The following is a 19,416-nucleotide window of genomic DNA, read 5'->3' on the forward strand; positions in this document are numbered from 1 at the left end:
ACTACTTCTTTTGCTTCGCAATAAACGTTAAGAAAAACTAGATTTTGACCGTCAAATATCTCGGCCAAAAAAGAGGTTTCCTACTGGTAGCCCGGTAAAATAAACCCGGGCGAAGCGATAGCCCACAGCCCCGTTTTTTTTTACGGGGCGAGGACTTTAGCGGAGCACGGGACCTGCTGGACCTAAGAACCACAGACACTTCGTTTTCTAAAAAAAAATCCTGATGGCTAACCAGCGAATTCTATTGCTCAACTTTTTGCTCAGCCCAATTATCAGTTCTAAAGGGTACAGCCGGAAAACCTTCCTTATTTTGCAAATTGGTAACGGGATAGTTAAAAAAAGCGTAGCGAATTGCAACCGGATGTTTTACCTTATCGCAACTTAACATAACCTTATCTCCAATTATTTCTGCTTTGGCAGGATAAAAAACCTTGTTTGCGCCAGCAACGGCAAAAAATTTTGGCGCTTCGCCATCATTGGTATTTAATCCCGAACCTAAGGTTTTAGGCTCGAAATGGATAATGGCTTTTCCTTTTTGAAACCCCGCATAAACATAATGTGGGCCTTGATAAACCACGCCCGATTTTCCGTAAACTCGATTTAGAGCGGTTTTTGCCAAACGTATGCCAACTAGCCGCTTATTTTTTGGATGTAGATTTTTAGAGTCAGAAACATCTATGTTAAGTACCATTTCGGTATTGTTTAACTCCGAGACTTTTTCTTGAGCTTCTCTAAAAAAGGCATCTTCGTCCAACGATGGATCTTCCTTATCATGAAAGAAAGGTGCAATCTGTACGTAATAAAAAGGCAACTGGCCCTGCCCAAAATCTTTTCTCCAAGCTTTAATCATTTCTTCGGTTGCGCGAGTATAACTTTCGCGCTCCATGTGATTGGACTCTCCTTGATACCAAGCAAACCCTTTAATGGAAAGGTTTTTGAGCGGATAAATCATGGCATTGTAAAGCAAAAAAGGACGCATCACTTTCTCAAAAGAAAAGCCTGCATTAATTTTTTCTTTAGATTTTGGACTTTCTAAATACGGCTTTAGATAAACCCTATTTAGCATGGTATCTGCCGCCAGCACATTTTGTGGCAGATAAGCTTGCACGCCCGAAGCGCCAATGCCGCTAAAAACTAATCCTATCGGGATATCCAATTGCTTTTGAAGTTCTTCGCCAAACACATAACCAACGGCACTAAAATCCTTTACAGTTAGGGGGGTGCATTCCTTCCAATTGCCCTTAATGGTACTAATGGGTTGGGCGCTAAAATTTAGCCCGGCGTTAAAAAGCCTAATATTCGGTTTGTTAGCATTGGCCATTATGGTATCTGCGCCATCCATTTCTTTTACAGAAAATTGCATATTAGATTGCCCGCTGCAAAACCACAAATCGCCAATAAGTAGGTTGGTTATTTCTACTTTATTATCGGGAGTATTTACTGTGATAGAATGTTTAGTATAATCGCCACGCCTAATCTCGGGAACCTCTATTGTCCCGATAAAATCCCCCGAATTATTGGCGGTAACCGTTATGGGATTTGGCATCCAATCGGCCTGAATGCTAACCAATGCTTTCGGAACCGCGGTGCCCCAAACTTTAAAGGATTTGTTTCTTTGCAAAACCATGTTGCTCTGCAATACATCTGCCAGTTTTAACCCGTTGTTTACCTGTCCAAATGCCGCTTGGAAAGTCAAAGAGATTAACAATATAAGTATTTGGTTGATTTTCATTATGATCGGTCTATTTTTTTACTTATTTCCCCAATCTTTATTGGGTGCGGGGCCCATCTCCAACTCCAGCGTTCCACCATCCATAATGTTTTTGTAACTCAACCAGCATTTGTTATAATTCTTTCCATTAAGTTTAGCTCTTTGAATATACACGTTCGATGAAGAATTATTACTTGCTATAATGGTAAATGGATGATCTTTATCTGCATTTAAAGAAACTTTTTTAAACACTGGACTGGTAATTTCAAACCTAGTGCTGCCGGGCGTAATTGGATGAATTCCGCTTGCGGCCAATATATACCACGCCGACATTTGGCCCACATCTTCATTTCCTACTAAACCTTCTACGGTGTTATGATAAGCGCGTTTACAAATCAGGCGTGTCCATTTTTGAGTGAGCCATGGAGCGCCAACCCTATTAAAGAGAAAAGGAACGTGATGAACCGGTTCATTGGCATGATTGTAATAATCGTTCCACATCATGTTTCTTGGTGCTTTTCCGAAGAAATTTTCTAAATCTGCCTTTACCTTTTCGTTTCCTCCCATCAATTTTACCATCCCATCAACATCTTGCGGAACAAACCATCCCTGTTGATAAGGGTTACTTTCCAATGTTCCATACCCTTGTTTTAACCTTCCTTCGGTAGGCCATGGCACCCAATTTCCATCTTTATCTTTCGGTCTAAACCATCCTTTCTCTGCGTCAAAAATATTTTTATAGTCTTTAGATCTTTCCAAATATTTCGCCTTATCGGCAGTTTTGCCAAGGCCCTTGGCCATTTGAGAAACACACCAATCGAAATAGGAATACTCCAAAGTCTTCGAAATTCCTATGCCATCATCTGTGTAGCCTTTGTCTCCATTTCCAAATTGCTCAACACTGTTTACCGAAAGCTGGTAGGCCTTATTTACATCAAAACCTCTAATACCTTTTACATAAGCATCGGCAATAACCGAAACCGCCGGATTACCAATCATGCAGCCGCTATAAGCATTTAAAAACTCCCATCGTTCTAAATAATTTTTATTTTTCTCATCAGCCAAAGTCACCAAAGAATTAATCATATCACTTACAACTGTGGGATTAATGATGGTTTGTAAGGGCATTTGACTTCTAAAAACATCCCAACCACTAAAAATAGTTCGTTTAGTAAAATTTGCCGATTGATGGGCTTTTCCATCTCCGCCAGGATAATTCCCATCTACGTCTTCAAATATTCTCGGATCTATTTGTGTGTGATATAGCGCCGTGTAAAAAATTCTCTTTTCGTTTTCTGTGCCACCCTCAATCTTTATTTTAGATAAAGCCTTGTTCCATAGCATAACTGCCTGACGATGGACTGCATCGAAATTAAAATCTTTAATCTCAGCACTCAGATTTTTTTTAGCTCCATTTATGCTTACAAATGAAATTCCTGCTTTTAAAACAATTTGTTCTTTCTCTGCTGTTGGAAATTCTGCAAAGAAACCGAGGTGTTTACCTTCCAATTCCTTTTGCCCTTTCAAAACTTTTGCCTCGGCAATACGCTGCTGATATTTCGCACTGGTTACGTCTTCTCTTTTTCTTTTCCAGTCATCGGGAATATCTGCAGACCAAATACCTTGACTTTTAAAAGGTTTGCTAAATTTGGCGTAAAAGTAAACGGTATAATCGGCATGTCCATCGCCATCTCCCCAACCTCCGCCATCTGGTGTACACTTCATCCAGCCTTCGATGGTATGATCATCCAAAATTTTTACATATTGGGTGGTAGAGGTACCACCTACCCTTCTGGCCAGATCAATCTGAATACGTGAGTGCTCATTTTTGGGAAAGGTAAATCTTAGCATACCGCTGTGAGGGGCGGCGGTTGCCTCCGCTTTGATTTTATAGTCTGTTAAATTAGCCGAATAAAATCCTGCAGATGCTTTCTCTGTTTTCTTGTCATACCTAGAACGATAACCTCCATCGGGATTCTCTAAAGACCCCGAACTTGTTTTTAATGCGCCGATAGTTGGCATGACTAAAAAATTCCCTAAATCTCCATACCAACCCACACCACTCATTTGGGTAAATGCAAACCCCTCTATACTCTTATGTTCAGAACTATAGCCAGAGCCATTATCGCCACCGGTAATGGTATTTGGACTTACCTGCACCATGCCGTAGGGCGTTGCGGCTCCCGGAAATGTTTTGCCCAAACCATGATAAACACCTGCATCGCCCACACTGGTGCTCGCCCCGATAAATGGATTTACATATTGAGATAAATTAACAGAAATATTTTTTTCTTGTGCCTTGCAGGCGATAAATTGAAGAGAACACAGTGCCCCAACAAGGATAAGTTTACTCGAAATCATTTTAAAATTCTTGGCTTTCACGGATAGTGATGGTGTGGTTTTTTGGTTGGTTGATTTTATAAATTTCAGCAAGTTAAGGTTTTCTGGCGCTGATGACGTAATTAATCTTAACCCGCTCATCCAGAAGATAATCAAATAATACAGCTCACGAGAGACTAAAGCCGAACGCAATCAGATTTTTATATGTGATATTTCCTTATTTGGGCTAAACAACCAAAAAGCGCAAGATTTCTCGCACTAAAGAGAAGAACGAAGGGTTAAATAAAATGGAACTTCAATGTCTTGCGGAGCAGATTGGTTTTCCCTCACCAACTTTGCGGCCATACTTCCCATCCACTTAAAATCTGTAGAAACCGTAGTGATGCCATTTAACAATAATTTTTTTAAAGGCGTTTCATTGTAAGAAATTACCCCTACTTCTTTTCCCATCTTTAGGTTTAGCGATATGATACGCTCTATCAATATCACCAGATCATCTTCCATCAAATTAATGTAGACTTCGCCAGAAGCAATAGGTTCGGTTTGAATGTCTCTAACAATTGCATGATTAAAGGCATATTGTTGGCAAAAACGCCGAAAACCATTTATAATGTCTTTAGAGAAATAACTTTTTTCTGGAAAAATTATTTTTAATGTATGATATTTCGTTAACGCTTCCTTTGCTTCTGTTAACGCTCCGTAAATATCTTTTTCGAAATTTTCATAAATAGATGAATAGGGACTGTTTACACCATCGAGTTTCTTATCTAAAAGGATAAGTTTTTTTTGTGGCAATGTGTTGATAATTTCATGTGCATTTTCACCGCCCTCTACAAAATGCGGAATGATAACGTAATGGGTATAAGGGGTGTGTTTGTTCTGGATAAGCTTTTTAAAAATAGAAAAATCGTTGTTATAAATGTAAAAGTCTATAGAAACGTCCTCGCCAAGGGCAGCAACAAAAGAATCGTAAATGATTTTTTTGTGGGCTGATAACTTATTAAAAAGCAAAAAAATCTTGATTTGCTTCTTGAAATCAGCGTTTGAAATGTAAAATCCTTTGCCCGGAACAGAAACAATTACTCCTTTCTTTTTCAGGTAGCGATAGCCTTTCTCTGCAGTATCCCTTGATATTTCTAGCACATAGCTCAACTCATTTATAGATGGTAAAATATCGTTCTTTTCTAAATTTCCATCTTCTACTGCAGCAATAATAGAGTTGCTTAACTGCAAATATTTCGGGGTGGCAGAATATTCATCTACATATATAAACTTAAAGAACTCGTCTGCCTTCATAAGAAAAAATTAGAACACGAAAGTTAGCTAAATGATTTAGATATTTAGAAATGATATTTACAGAAAGAACTTATTTTTAAACTCCTATCCAACTTATAAGTCATACCTAATATTTTCCTATCGAACGATTTTTACCCCCTTTGGCGCATCAATTTCTGATTTAATTTTGCCATTTGCGAGTTTAGTGTGTTTAACCTTTAAAATACCGTAAGGAGTTGGAAAAGTGCCCTCTACAAACTTTAGATCACCCAAATGTGGTTCAATCTTAATCACTTTACAACCTGGAGCCATCACTTTTATTCCAAGCACATGCTCAGTTAGCCAAGGTGTTGGCCCAGCTGCCCAACCATGGCATAAACTCAACCGAAACCCTACATAACAATAGGCTCCGTAAGAAGAATGGATGTCTTTTTTCCCTTCTGGCACAAGCTGATCGATCCGGCCGGCATTGGGCAACCAATCCATATTAAAATCTTCCCAAAACGTGGTAGCCCCAAGGTTGATCATGGCGCCCCAAAATTTACGAATGGCATCTAAAGAACCCTGATAATCGCCTGCTTTTGCTTTTGCCTGCAACATATAATACCCATAAAAAGTAGAAAAATCCTTAACTCCCCCAACGGCAATTACTTCTTTGTTTGCTTGCTGGGCAGGCATTAATCCAGAAATGGCCAATAAAGCAGCAGCTTGTTTAGAATGGCCAGCTTCTGGCACATTTTTTTTCAATCGGTTTATGGCCTCGTCGCATTTCTTTGCGGTTTCTTGATCTTTCAAAACCAGGCTTAGTTCTTTTCCGGCATCTAAGGTCATTATCAGCAATGCCTGTAAACCTGCATGAATGGCTTTAGGATCTTCTGATGATGGCCAATCCAAAAATCTGCCTCCATCTAACTTTTCGCTATTATTTTTATCGATTTTAGACATCAAAACATTCAGTAATCCTTTCAAATACGCCTTTTGTTCCTTCAGGTAAACTAGGTCTCCATTGTGCATATACCAATCGCGCTGAATAATTACCCACCACATAGAATAAGAAACCATTCCATTCATATATTTAGGTAAAGGAGTGATGTCTCTAGCAAGATCCAAACTTTTAGGAACCACTGGGTTATTACCAAAAACTGCAGCAATGGTAGAGGTTTCTGGGTGCATGTCTCCCAGCCAAACCAAACGATCGCGTTTTATACCGTCCCACAGATAATCCTGCATATTCAAATGAACGGTATACGCACCCGTTAACCATATTTTATTTAATAAGCTATCGCTAGAATGGAAAGAACCGAGATAAGGAATGTCTCTGAAATTAAAAATAGCCCTTACTTCTTTCAATTGTAACTCAATATTATCATCCACCAAATCTACCCTCACAAACCTGAAACCAGTATTCCCCACTTCCAACTTGCCCAGCCATGGAACTTCGACAATCATATCTCGCATGGCATGATCGTTTGTAGCATTGTGTGTTGGCTCTACATCGCTCATTGCCTCCGAAGCTGATTCTCCAAAACGCAAGCGTAACTTTACCGGTTTGTGGTTTGGATACATGCCGGTGACGATTTGTAAGCCACCCTGCAATTCCTTTCCAAAATCTAACAGCAAAGCCGGATGAAGATCTTTGGTGCTTTTTAGCACACACATATTGCTGTTAGATAAATCTGCTTGGCCGTTGCCTACCAGCATTAATCGTTTTTCGTTAACAATATTGGTATCGGCTTCGGGAGTTTTCCACAGTATCTTTTCTGGAGAGAGGTACCTGCGGGTGGTTGATGTTGAGGTTGCCTCTTTAGCCCTCTCGGCAGAGAAAACAGGGGGCAGTTGCGCATACGCTCCGTTAATGATGGTGAACAGTAATATGATGCTACTTGCGAAATATTTTTTCATGATAAGGCGAATGGACTTTAATATTTTCTATTTATAATTTACGGTTTCTAGAACCACTGGCCCCATTAAACCCGAAGTTTGCAAAGGATCACCTTTTTTATAGGGGTTAAAAGTTAACCATGTTTTTCTTTCTGCCGTTGGCAGGTTTAGATCCCCAATAATTCTGTTTATCCAGTTATTGGTTACGCTTATCTCTAACATATTTTTACCGCTTTTTAGGGCTTTGGTAATATCTACATGGTATGGGTAAGTCCAGGCACCGCCCACTTCTACACCGTTTATTTTAACCTTTGCTACCGCGATGATTTTTCCGAGATCTAAAAACACCTTTTGATGATTGTTAATTTTAGAAAGCTTAAACGTGTTGTGATAGACTGCCGTACCAGAATAATATTTAATATTTTCTTCAGGACGTTTGGTCCAATCTGTTAGTTTCTCAAAGGTTACTGGTTCTGCAGGGCTCCATTTTGGGTCGAAATTTACCTGCCATGGCCCAACTACGGGTTGAATGTTTGATGGTTCCGGGAAATTAGCCAACACATTTTGTATTTCTAGATTACCTTTTGCCGGTTTTCTGAAAACAACAAATGCACTCTCTAAAGGCGCCAACCTCATTGGAATAGACGTGCCGCCATCATTAAAGCTGTAAGCAGGCAGGTCTCTCGTTGACCCATTGATGGCATCCCAAAGTTCGGGGCTTTTGCCCGTAACCCTAAATGTTGGGTCTATGGAAATTGTTTTTTCGGTTTGATTGGAAATAAAATAAATATCTCCATCTTTTAATTTTCTATGGATAAACAGCGTTGAGTCGTTTTGATCGGACTTATAATCAGGCGCAACTTTAATAAGGTTTAAAGCTTCTTGCATGTTCATTCCATCTATCACCATTCCTTTTCCATAATGGTTAACCTTTATAGATCCTCCATTTATATTTCCCCAAAGCTCTGCGGCTAAACTTTGAACTTCTTTATCAGCTTTGGGATAATTTTCAAGACTTGGTGATCCATCAGGTTTTGGCCCTAAAACCACCGCACCTTCTTTAACCAGTTCCATTATTTTTTTAAGCACTTTAGGGCGCATTGTTTTCATCTTGGGCAAAACTAAAATGCCATAATTCATCCCATCGGGTAGCGTTAGTCTTCCATTCTTAACCTGCATCCTATTTTCGATCACTTCCGCATTCATATAATCAAAAGAATACCCGTTTGGAAGTTTCGGATCCTGTGTGCCTGTCATCTTAGGCGCATCTTCTCCAATAAAATAAGCTACATCAGCTATATAAGTTCCCTTTTGAAGCATAAAATTGCACCTCTTTATGTATTGCAGGAACATATCCATATCATAAAACCAGGTATTTTTACGATTAAACTCATTGCCAAAAGGCGCATTTACACCGGGCCATTTATCTTCATAAGGTTGTTCTATAAATAAATGCAACAAGGTGTTGTTAATTCCTTCAGTAAAAAACCGGTCGCCCCGTTGTTTCATCATCTCCGGATAGCGGGCAAAGGCTTTTCCACCGGCAGTAAAAGACTCTGCTGAAACCTTCGTCTTGCCATAAATATGTGCCGCAGAAGATGCCGCACGGTTTTCTATATTTCCCAAATCGCCTTCGCTCCAAAATTCACCAGCTACTTCATCAGATTGGCCTCCATACATTAAGAAAGTGCCTGGAAATCCCCAATGGCCATAGTTTTCGAGCCAGGTATGTAAACCATGCTGATGGCTTACTTCGCGCAAACCTGCTACATATTGATATGCCACCTCATTGGCTACAAACCTTCTTAAATCCCATAAAAAACGATCTGATTTTTCTTCACTTCCCACCACCAAACCATTCATTACAGGCAAATAAGGAAGCGGACTGTAACCAAACTGCTTTGCAAATTTCTCAATCATGTTGTCTGTCCAGTTTTGGCCTCCAGTTTCATAACTATCTTCAACAGTAACTTTCCATGTTTTACGATCTGCTGCCGGAATTCTTTCCAAAATTTTACCGAGAAATGCATCAAAATGTGCTGCCACATGCTTTTTGCTCATCTTATCTACTTCAAGACCTGTTCCTTCTGGCGATGCTGGGCTGTTATGCACTCCGGTAGGCGTCATGCCTGTACGCATTATAATCCATTTACCGTTCGGCACATTCCATTTCAACTGCCCATTAGTACTCATGTACTTAGAAATGTCTATCACTTTAGACGGGTCTATAACTAGATCTTTTTCTTGAAACTTAGGCTGCGCACCCCATTCATAAGATCCCCAATATGGAAACGGCGTAGGAAACATTTTGGCCAATGTTTTCTCGGCATAATCTTCTACACGCGGTGAAGAAGAAATTTTAATTTCCCTCAATCCGTTTTTATCGGGGGTAACATTTTTAAAAACAATACGAAATTCATTTGAAGAAGTTTCGGGAACGGAAATAGAAGCAGGTGCGTAAGGCGCAAAACCCACATTTAATTCGTCGTTACTTCGATCAACCGTAAACGATTTTATGGTTTTGAAATTTCCATTTTCATTTGCCTGTATCTCCGCTTCCATTTTCATTTTTCTGTGTGCGGGATAGAACGTTATACTTCTTGCGGTAAAAGGTTCGGATGTTTTAAAATCTAATGTAAAATTGCTTTTTGAAGGAATGATCATTTCTGTAGTTGTATCGCCATCCATGCAGTTTTTAACATCGCTAATGGTTGGTATAGAAGTGATTGTCGGCTTCAAATCGCTGATTGATTTTTCAAAATCTCTTGGAGCAGGAAAAGCAATCACACGAACATCCTGAAATTCTTTTGCCGGCTGCTTTAAGCTTATATTTAACTGTTTAGGGCCTACTGCTTCTGTTTTTGAAGAGGTAAGATAGCGCATAGCCTCGCTCGGCTTTATCCAAGGACCACCAGATTGGCTCCACCCAGGACTGTTGAAAATACCAATTTCAATGTTTAATTCAGTAGCTGTTTTTAAAGCCGCATGAATAATATCCCACCACTCATTAGATAAAACTTTAACTTTTCCATACGGCACTTCATTTAATCCAATGTTGCCGATAAAAGCCCTATTGATGCCTACTTTTTTCATGGCATGAAGGTCTTTGATTACGCCTTCTTTAGAAATATTATCAGAAATCCAATACCAGTAAACACTGGTTTGTACAGAATCTGGAATGTGCTTAAAACCCTGCTCTATGTTTGCCAACGGAATAATGGCGGTAGAGTTAGATTTTTCGACTTTTCTCTTGATACCGCATGCGAAAAAAAGAGCTATTAAAACAAAGAATACAACGTGGCTGGTTTTGAGAAAAGAGAATTTCATTATCGTTAGGTAATTGCTTATTTGGTTATTTCTAAATGCCAAAATACACTAAAGAAAACAAAGAGCTATCCTGTACTTACCCGCTCCCTTGTCTTTGGTACTTTTTGTAGAATAATTACCTAACAGACTTAAACAGATTGTCACAAAAATGTTTTAACCTAAGTTCAATTGTTATCGATCAGTTTTAATGAACCTTAAGCGCTGGTAATTAAGTTACCTAAAGATTGCTTCGCACCTGCAAATGACAATTTTATATATGTGTCCGATTTATAGGCACATATATTAACCCACCAACTCTACCTCGCGTTCTCCTAACCGGAGGGGGCAAGGTCTCAAAGTTAAGGAAATCGCTGTCAATCTGAGCCCGTCGAAGACCTCTCAACAGTCAAAAACCAACAAAATAGTTATCCTTCGACTACTTGTCCCGACCATTCGTGAAGCTACCATTGATGTTATTTATAATCAATTGAATATCAAATAATTATGATATTATTTGATTTCCACCACCCCTTCATTCGACTTTTCCAAAAAGCACCAACACTCTGCCTAACGCTGTGCTAGCCGCACGGGCTTCAAACTTTTTTCTTGATAAAAAAGTTTACAAAAACCGAGCATTTCTGCGAGCTCATGAATGCAAATAAAACAATAAACACTAATGAATAAATCAAGGCTTGCACCTCTTTGGGTAAAAATTCGCCAAGCTGTTTTACATCGATGATTCGAGGCCTTTCCCCTACTCATTCCCGCGCAAGGCTGCGAATCCTCTTCGTAGCTGAAAAGTGTCCGGTTTCTGCAAGCAGCTTTAGGCGTTTTTTCCTCCAAACTGCTGCTAGGCCAAGCCCACCGGGCTGGCTATAGCGAGCTTAAACAAAAACGTCATTTATATTGATTTATATGAAATATATTAAACCTCAGGAAGACACCATTTTATTGGTTTTTCCTTAAGTTAATGATATTGAACTGGAGGCGGCGTCTCTCTTTTTCTTGATAAAAAGAGACAAAACCGTTTATCACAATAACTTGAGGCATCTCGCCGTCGCGCATCACCTACCCACAGGCTGCAAATTCTTTTGGATAGTGCCGCCTGAAAGTTTCTGTAAGTCTATTTTTGGCGTTTTTTCCTCCAAACTGCTGCTAGGCAAATCTCACCGGCTTGGAAATATTAGGTGCTGAATAAAATGTAGCTAAGCGACTTGTCCAAAACCTCACGCCTAACACCTAATACCTTTCATGCCATCTTTATTAATCTAACTTATGTTTTAAGAATTTTAATCTTCTTTATTTTTTTTTGTCGGTTAAAACAGAAATGCCTGCATCGATATATTGGCCGCCTGTTTTTTGCAAACAATGAATGGCGATTACATTTTTTCCATTTAAATTTAGTGCTTTTTTTGCGGCATCATCCATCGAAACCATTGTATAGCCTGATGCATAATTTTTTACATCGGCTGCTTTTATCCCATTAATATAGACTTCACAATCGTCATCATGGTGCAGGGATAATACTAATTTATCTTTATCGATTGTTGATAAATTATTCAACACAAATTCCTGCCTTAGCCAAATACCCTTAGTATCCCAAACCGTGCGAACTACACCGCCTGGTGTTTCTTTCGTTCCAAAACCGCCCTGTCCAGATTGCCATTTCGAGTCATCAAAATTTGCAGCGAACCAGCTAGTCATATCGGGTTTTTCAAAAGTATATTTCCATGTTCTTGCTTCAGTTTGGCTGGTTGGCAAAACTGTTGTGAGGTATAAATTTTTATTGATAACATTTATATTGGATGCACGGATTTTTTCCATATCACCTTTAAAAACTTCCCTATCATAAGTAAGTAGCCCGTTCAGTTCTGTTTCTACATCTGTTATTTGGGTATATACCGCCGCGCTTAAACCGTTGTTGGTTTTAAAAACGGTAAGATCTTTGGCAAATTCATTATATAAACTATCGTAGGCTTTTTGATTATTGATCATTACATAACCAAAACCTTTATTCCAAACATGATCCTTTACGTTATAGCCAATGCCACCATACTCGCCGCAGGCAAGGGCTTGTGTTTTACTTATAGGGTATGCTGGCGCAGGGTAACTGTGTACATCTAAAATATCACCGGCATTAAAATACGCGCCGCCGCTCGCCTGGTTTACAAGGCGCGTCGAATCTAGTTCATTCACAATTTTTACAAGACCGGCGGTATTATGTTGCCCCTGTGCTTCATTAAAAACATCCCACATAATTATAGAAGGCGAGTTAATATGCGTTGCAATCATGCGTCTTAATTCCGATTCGTATTCGGCCGTATCAACGGGAGGCGTATGTTCCGTGTATGAATTAGCAGAAGGCATATCTTGCCAAACCAAAAGGCCTAATTTATCGGCCCAGTAGTACCAGCGGTAAGGCTCTACCTTAATGTGTTTACGAACCATATTAAAGCCAACCTTCTTCATTGTTTCCAAATCAAATTTTAAAGCTTCATCTGTTGGTGCTGTGTAAATTCCATCAGGCCAAAAGCCCTGATCGAGCGGGCCGGTTTCAAATAAAAATTTATTATTGAGGAATATCTTTTTAAAACCACCATCCTCCTGAACAGCAATTTTACGCATGCCGAAATAGCTTGATATATGATCGACCGTTTTATTGTCTTTTATTAAGGAGATGGAAAGATCATACAAAAAAGGATCATCGGGCGACCATAATTTTTCGTTGCTAACGGGAATAACGATTTCTGTATTTGCTTTTCCTGTTGTAGTTTGAATTAATTTTTTTCCATCGTGTATTTTTATAGAAACGCTTAATGCAGCTGCATCGTTTGGAGTATGCACAATAAGCTTAACAACCGATTTATCTATATCTGGAACAATTTTTATATCGCTGATGTTATTTTTGGGAACGGGCTCTAACCAAACCGTTTGCCAAATGCCTGTAACAGAAGTGTACATAATGCCACGAGGATTTAATGTTTGTTTACCTCTTGGAAAGCCGCCTTTATCTGTAGGATCAAAAACACGAACCGATATTTCTTGTGGACCGCTAGTTTTTATGGCAGCTGTAATATCGAAGCTAAACGGATCATAACCACCTCTATGAACACCAAGACTTTTTCCGTTGATGAAAACTTCCGATTCAAAATCCACAGCGCCAAAATGCAGTAAAATATTTTCGCCTTTCCACTCTTTTGGTATGGTAAAACTTCTTCTGTACCAAAGCCTTTCATGATGTTCCATCACACCAGATAAGGCAGATTCGACAGCAAAAGGCACCAGTATTTGTGATGATAGCTTTCCTTTTGGCAAACGCTCAGTTGAGGAAGTACCGGGTTGATATTGCCAAAGCCCATTTAGGTTCTTCCATTTAGTACGCACCATTTGCGGCCGTGGATATTCGGGCAAAACGCTGTTGGGGTTTACATCTTTTGCAAACTTCGACATGAGAGGCGCCTTCTTTACTTGCCATTGCTGCGCAAATAACAAGGTTGGCATTATTGTAAAAATGGCGTATAAAATTAGTCTTCTGCTATTCATGGTACGGGTTTATATAGTCTTTTAATGTTGTTTATCTCTAAATTATTCAATGAAGTATTTCGGCTTTACCAGCTGAAGGTTCTGTTAATTCATTCTTTAAAATATTGTAGTAAAGGTAGGGATCCTCTGCCGGATATTTATTGTATTCTACGTCTGTATTTTTTGTATCGGCTATTCCCCAGTTAATTGCGTCGCAAGTATCGTCATACGACCCATAAACACTATATTCTGTAGCCTGTTTTACCCATTCTACTCTTCGTTGCCATTCAGCGCCATCAATATGGCGCCATGTATCTTTAGCAACACCTGCGTTAGGACAAACAAAACGCACTTTACCATCCACACTTTGAGAATAATTTCTGTATCCCCATCCATCACTTTTGCCCGGAAGTATAGGGTCGTTTACTTGTGTTGTGCCAATATGAAACTTTGACAAATATGTTTTCGAGCTGTCAGGCGCTTTATCATATCGTTCCCAATACATATCCGAAGGCTGAAACGCAATGAGCATAGGGCGGTTATCCCCAAAACCATACTTTCTGTACGATGCGTCCTGCGCCCAAGTGTTCCATATCCTTTTTGCCTTTTCGTTCCAATCTGAGAACGACCCGGCTGCGCCGATGAAAACAATGAACTGCATCTTTTTCTTTTTGCAAACCTTTTGTATGTTATTTACCATGGGGCTGTAAATATTCCAGTACTTGTTCCATTGGCTGTCGTTTGTCATGTCTATAATTACAATGTTAATGCCCGCGCTTTTTATTTTTTGCAGCACATCATCAACCTGGTTAATGTCGTTATAATCATGCGCCGGATTCCACTTTCCGTTGACCAGAAATTGCATTCCGCTGTTGTTTACCCGGCAACAAATAAGAATATGCGCACACGGAACGCCCGCCTTTGAACATGGGATGTAGATAAACATCGAGATTACTAGCAAGAGCATAATCCGTATGGTAAAAGCAGGTTTCATTTTAAAAATTTATAAGGTGAATGACAAAACTTTTTTAGCATTGTTTTCCCAATATAGTTTAGGTGATTGATTTAGCCATCCTGTACTAACCTGTTTGGTTTCGGAGCCGCAGTCTATTTAAGGAAAAGGGATAAATAAACTTTATTTCGTACTTTAGTCTATGGAATTAAATGAACCAGCCGTAGCTTATCGCAAAGGGAGGATGACCATCGAAGAATACCTCGAAATGGAAAATTCCGCTGACGCAAAGCATGAATATTACATGGGCGAAGTTTTTGCGATGTCGGGTGCTAAGATGCCTCACAACAAAATTACAAGCAACTTATTAATTGCTGTTGGTGTGAAATTAAAAGGAAAAAAATGCAACCCTTACGGTAGTGATGCCCGTATTCATATTGAGGCAAATACCTTGTTTACCTATCCTGATATTTCCATCATTTGCGGAGAAGTAATTATACTTAATAATGATGATTATAATGTGTTAAATCCAACCGTAATTATTGAAGTGCTTTCAAAATCAACAAAAAATTATGATCGTGGTGAAAAATTTAAGCTTTACCGAGCTATCGCTACCCTTAAAGAATATATCCTGATTGATTCAGAAAGCATCCACATTGAAATATTCAGGTTGAATGAAAATAATCATTGGGAACTGCAAGAATATAATTCGCTTAACGAAACTGTTATCATTAAAGCTATTGATGAAACGATTACGCTCTCAGAAATTTATGATGGCGTAGAGATGTAGTTTAAGTTCGGAACACTTCAGCAGTCTGAACCATTTCCACCTATATTTGGATTACATTTCTTATAATTGCTAAAGAAAACCTATAAATACTGCATGAAAAGTTTAGCTACATGGTTATTCCTTTTACCTTTTGCGTTGAATATTCAATTCAATAAATCCTTAAATCATAAAGCGCCTGCTGATTATAAAGTTTATGATACCACCATTACTTACCCTGTAATTCCTGGTGATTTTGCCGACCCTACCGTGATTCGTGTGGGCAATACGTATTACGCTTCTGGTACCTCATCAGAATGGGCGCCGCATTATCCGCTTTTTACCTCCACCGATTTGATACACTGGAAACAATTGGGTTATATACTTCCGAAAACTCCAGCTTGGGCGTCCTCATCGTTTTGGGCACCAGAATTATATTATCACAACAATACTTATTACGTTTATTACACGGCGCGAAAAAAAGCAGATGGAATTTCTTGTATAGGTGTGGCCACATCAAAAGACCCGGCAAAGGGATTTACAGACAAAGGGATTGTTTTGGAATTTGGCAAAGAAGCCATTGATGCTTTTATTATTGAAGACAATGGAAAACGATACATCACTTTTAAAGCGTATGGCCTGGATGATCGCCCTATTGAATTGTTGGGACAAGAATTAACTGATGATGGACTTAAACCAAAGGGAAAACCTTTTATGCTGCTGCGCGATGATGAAAAAAATGGACTGGAAGGGCAATGCATTGTCAAAAGAAATAATTATTTCTACCTGTTTTATTCGGCAGGTGGTTGTTGCGGCAGCAAATGCAGTTACAACATTAACATAGCCAGAGCTACCTCATTAAAAGGACCTTACACCAAATTTAAAAACAACCCGGCGCTTGCAGAATATGGCGAATGGAAATGCACAGGGCATGGAACTATTGTTAGTACTCCACAGGGAGAAGATTTTTATTTATACCATGCCTATAACAAACAAAATGACGTATTTACGGGCAGGCAGGGTATGTTGGCAAAATTATCGTGGAACAAAAAAACAGGCTGGCCGGCCATACATCCTGTAAGTGGCTTAAAGCCAGCAAATTTTAGAGATGATTTTGCGAATGACAAATTGAAAAATAATTGGCAATGGGATTTCAGGCATTCAACCCCTTTGATAAAGATTGAGAACGGGATGCTGCACTTATCAGGCCAAACCACGACAAATAATAAAACCGGAACAGCCTTAACCGTTCGCCCGTTCGAAAGCAATTATGAAATAAGCACGGCGGTAGTTAATAAAAATGGTTCTTTAAAAGGCTTAACTTTTTATGGCGACGCCAACCAATCTGTAGGCTTAGGAATTAAAAATAATACGCTACAGGTATTTTTTGTAAAAGGCGAGACAAGAAATATTTTAAAAGAATTACCCATAAACGATATAACTCCAGTTTACCTTAAAATGAAAGTAGAAGATGGTTCAAAGCTCAGATTCTATTGGAGCGATGTTGCCGACAAATGGAATGAAATATCAACAGACAACGATTATTTCGATGCAGCTTTTACTGTGCCATGGGATCGAAGCCCGAGACCAGGATTATTACAACAAGGGAATGAACCCGCAGCCTTCGCTTTTTTTGCGATAAAATATAGGAGTAAATAATATGAGTTTGGGCTGCTGCTGTCGGCGTTCCAAATTATCTAGAAGGTAGTTTTTTTCATGATCTACATTGCCCGTTTTATTTTATCAAGAAGCATTTAGAATCGTAAGGTTGTAATCTTACCTTTAAATCTCCGTGAGTGTGATTTATGAGTTCTTTTGTAAAAATATCCGTCAGTGAATGTGTATCAGAAAGTTCTTTTACTTCGCTAACTTTTACGGTAACATCAATTGGTTTATCATTTGTATTGATCAACACAATATACTTTCGTCCGTTATTTTCCCTAAACCATTTGGTAGGCTGTTCAGTTTCCATTAGATCTAGCGGAACACCAGGTTTACCTGGACCATATTCTGCCAACACCCCCATCAGATCCCAAATTTCTTTTTTAACGCCTGCCGGTTGGTCTGCCCAGTTAACAAGCCCGCCCAAAGCAAAGCACATGGTAGCCCAGGTTTTAGCTTGCGTATAATTAAATCCAAAATATTGCCTGTCGCCGGTTTCTAAAGCATAACCAGGAAATGCGCCCGACTTAAGTGTTTCAGGGCCTCTTCCCACAAAAAAATCTGGGTCGGTGATGAAGAGATTACCATTCATCCAGTACCTATAAGCAATGCGTTTATAAATGCCTTTTGTAACTTCCCAGTTTTCGGTAATATCGGCCATAATCCTAGCACCATCGCAAACCATAGCGCATGGAGCGACTACCGTACTGCATCCCAATAAAAAAGCATCTGGCCCAATGGCTTTTTTTATTTCAATTAGAAAATCCCTTATAACACGTTCTGGCGGAAATCTAGAATATTTATAAGGTCTATCGGTGTATGCCAAAGCCAAGAAATCTATTTTGAAAAATTTATATCCAGATTGACTGAGCTCCCTGAAACGCTCTATCACATATTTTCTAACATTTGGATCGCTTGGATCTACGCGGTAACGAATTACATGGTCGGGCACTTCTTCTTGTACCTCCATGTGGTACTTATCAACCATATCCTTATTCGACCAAAATGGAGAAATCCAAACGCCAGGTACCATTCCCGCATTGCGAACTTTCTTCTCCCAACCTTTTTCTCCTTCCGGAAATTTTTTCAAATCAAATTCCCAGCTCCCTCTTTGGGCGAACCACCCATCATCTAACGTAAAATAGCGCAGCTTTTCTGGATAAACTTTATTAAAACTATCTAAAGAATTTAAAACAGGTTTCAACTGCTTGTTAGAGATGTCGCCGCGATAAAAATCCCAAGTATTAAAGCCAGAATGTTTAACGGGTTGCATTGCCATTTTGGTGGGCTTATACATGTTGCCTATAGCCTGCCAGCCTTTCATGGCATCGAATTCCGCGCTCAGCATAATCGGGTCGAAGTCTATCTTTTCACCAGGATAAACAGGAAATTTCCTTCCTCTAAAATTTGTGTAAGCGCTTAGCAAATCCCCTTTCTTTTTAATCATAGAAGTCCATAACTGCGGAGGTTGATAAGTAATCATCCATGCAGGGCCTGTCTTATCTCGAACCGAATATAAGGCCGCGTAATAAAAACTTTCATAATCTTTATCACGGCCTACCTCGTAAGTAGCACTTTCCCACATCATGCGTAAATCATTGCCAACAGATCCTTTTAAAATGTTACCGCAATTGGCATTTAGTGGCTCGAAGGAAGCGATGTACAACGTGTCTGATGTGGGATTTAATACAGAAACATTTAGTTGAACCCATTTGCCATCGATAACTTTAAAGCTGGAATTTACATTTAAACGGTCTATTGTTTTATGAAAACCAGCATGGTCAGAAGAAGCGTTTGATAAGATATTGGCGCCGTTTAATCGAGAAGATATAGATGACAAAATTTGCGAAGCCGATGAAACGCTCCACAGGCCAGTACTCTTTTGTACATTAAATTTCGTTTGGGCCGATGCTATAAAAGGCAACAATATTATTAATAGGATTACTGTAGGCACTTTAAAAGTCTTGCTACAAATTAGCTTGTTTATCATATTTATATACT

10 protein-coding genes are annotated in these 19,416 nt (G+C 39.3%); 2 read left to right on the plus strand and 8 right to left on the minus strand.

All coding sequences use genetic code 11. The annotated features are described in order from the left end of the window. Positions 1 to 241: 241 nt before the first annotated feature. From ABIB40_RS13080 to ABIB40_RS13110, 7 genes are all read right to left on the minus strand, one after another. Positions 242 to 1,732 carry a sialate O-acetylesterase gene (locus ABIB40_RS13080; RefSeq protein WP_354359769.1) on the minus strand — a complete coding sequence of 497 codons (1,491 nt, stop codon included), beginning with the start codon at positions 1,730 to 1,732 and terminating at the stop codon, positions 242 to 244. Between the two features lie 18 nt (positions 1,733 to 1,750). Beyond that, entirely contained in the window at positions 1,751 to 4,192 is a 2,442-nt protein-coding gene (locus ABIB40_RS13085) for a GH92 family glycosyl hydrolase (RefSeq protein WP_354359771.1), read from the minus strand. A gap of 117 nt (positions 4,193 to 4,309) precedes the next feature. Further along, positions 4,310 to 5,347, minus strand: coding sequence for a GntR family transcriptional regulator (locus tag ABIB40_RS13090; RefSeq protein WP_354359773.1), 1,038 nt, complete (start codon positions 5,345 to 5,347; stop codon positions 4,310 to 4,312). A 117-nt stretch (positions 5,348 to 5,464) separates the two neighbouring features. After that, positions 5,465 to 7,228 carry an alpha-L-rhamnosidase-related protein gene (locus ABIB40_RS13095; RefSeq protein WP_354359775.1) on the minus strand — a complete coding sequence of 588 codons (1,764 nt, stop codon included), beginning with the start codon at positions 7,226 to 7,228 and terminating at the stop codon, positions 5,465 to 5,467. Positions 7,229 to 7,255: 27 nt separating this feature from the next. Then, complete coding sequence (locus ABIB40_RS13100) at positions 7,256 to 10,534, minus strand: glycosyl hydrolase (protein ID WP_354359777.1); 3,279 nt, start codon at positions 10,532 to 10,534, stop codon at positions 7,256 to 7,258. A 1,278-nt stretch (positions 10,535 to 11,812) separates the two neighbouring features. Beyond that, a complete protein-coding gene (locus ABIB40_RS13105; protein WP_354359779.1) occupies positions 11,813 to 14,056 on the minus strand; it encodes a glycoside hydrolase family 2 protein in 2,244 nt (747 codons plus the stop codon). Between the two features lie 46 nt (positions 14,057 to 14,102). Then, positions 14,103 to 15,029, minus strand: coding sequence for a hypothetical protein (locus ABIB40_RS13110; RefSeq protein ID WP_354359781.1), 927 nt, complete (start codon positions 15,027 to 15,029; stop codon positions 14,103 to 14,105). Positions 15,030 to 15,189: 160 nt separating this feature from the next. On the opposite strand from ABIB40_RS13110, the gene ABIB40_RS13115 reads away from it, so the two are divergent. Further along, positions 15,190 to 15,777: a Uma2 family endonuclease gene (locus ABIB40_RS13115; RefSeq protein WP_354359783.1), complete on the plus strand. Its 588-nt coding sequence runs from the start codon at positions 15,190 to 15,192 to the stop codon at positions 15,775 to 15,777. A gap of 93 nt (positions 15,778 to 15,870) precedes the next feature. After that, on the plus strand, positions 15,871 to 17,412 hold the full coding sequence (locus ABIB40_RS13120) for a family 43 glycosylhydrolase (protein ID WP_354359785.1): 1,542 nt from the start codon (positions 15,871 to 15,873) through the stop codon (positions 17,410 to 17,412). A gap of 76 nt (positions 17,413 to 17,488) precedes the next feature. Here the strand turns inward: ABIB40_RS13120 and ABIB40_RS13125 are convergent, their stop codons facing one another. Then, positions 17,489 to 19,405, minus strand: a complete 1,917-nt coding sequence (locus tag ABIB40_RS13125; RefSeq protein ID WP_354359787.1) for an alpha-amylase family protein — start codon at positions 19,403 to 19,405, stop codon at positions 17,489 to 17,491. Positions 19,406 to 19,416: the final 11 nt, after the last annotated feature.

Origin of the sequence: Pedobacter sp. UYP30, from assembly GCF_040547165.1 — a bacterium.
Taxonomy (GTDB): Bacteria; Bacteroidota; Bacteroidia; order Sphingobacteriales; family Sphingobacteriaceae; genus Pedobacter.

Coding starts and splice junctions, on each gene's coding strand:
- ABIB40_RS13085 (WP_354359771.1), bottom strand. CDS start 4,192: ATGAGCGGGTTAAGATTAATTACGTCATCAGCGCCAGAAAACCTTAAC.
- ABIB40_RS13090 (WP_354359773.1), bottom strand. CDS start 5,347: ATGAAGGCAGACGAGTTCTTTAAGTTTATATATGTAGATGAATATTCT.
- ABIB40_RS13105 (WP_354359779.1), bottom strand. CDS start 14,056: ATGAATAGCAGAAGACTAATTTTATACGCCATTTTTACAATAATGCCA.
- ABIB40_RS13125 (WP_354359787.1), bottom strand. CDS start 19,405: ATGATAAACAAGCTAATTTGTAGCAAGACTTTTAAAGTGCCTACAGTA.
- ABIB40_RS13100 (WP_354359777.1), bottom strand. CDS start 10,534: ATGAAATTCTCTTTTCTCAAAACCAGCCACGTTGTATTCTTTGTTTTA.
- ABIB40_RS13120 (WP_354359785.1), top strand. CDS start 15,871: ATGAAAAGTTTAGCTACATGGTTATTCCTTTTACCTTTTGCGTTGAAT.
- ABIB40_RS13080 (WP_354359769.1), bottom strand. CDS start 1,732: ATGAAAATCAACCAAATACTTATATTGTTAATCTCTTTGACTTTCCAA.
- ABIB40_RS13110 (WP_354359781.1), bottom strand. CDS start 15,029: ATGAAACCTGCTTTTACCATACGGATTATGCTCTTGCTAGTAATCTCG.
- ABIB40_RS13095 (WP_354359775.1), bottom strand. CDS start 7,228: ATGAAAAAATATTTCGCAAGTAGCATCATATTACTGTTCACCATCATT.
- ABIB40_RS13115 (WP_354359783.1), top strand. CDS start 15,190: ATGGAATTAAATGAACCAGCCGTAGCTTATCGCAAAGGGAGGATGACC.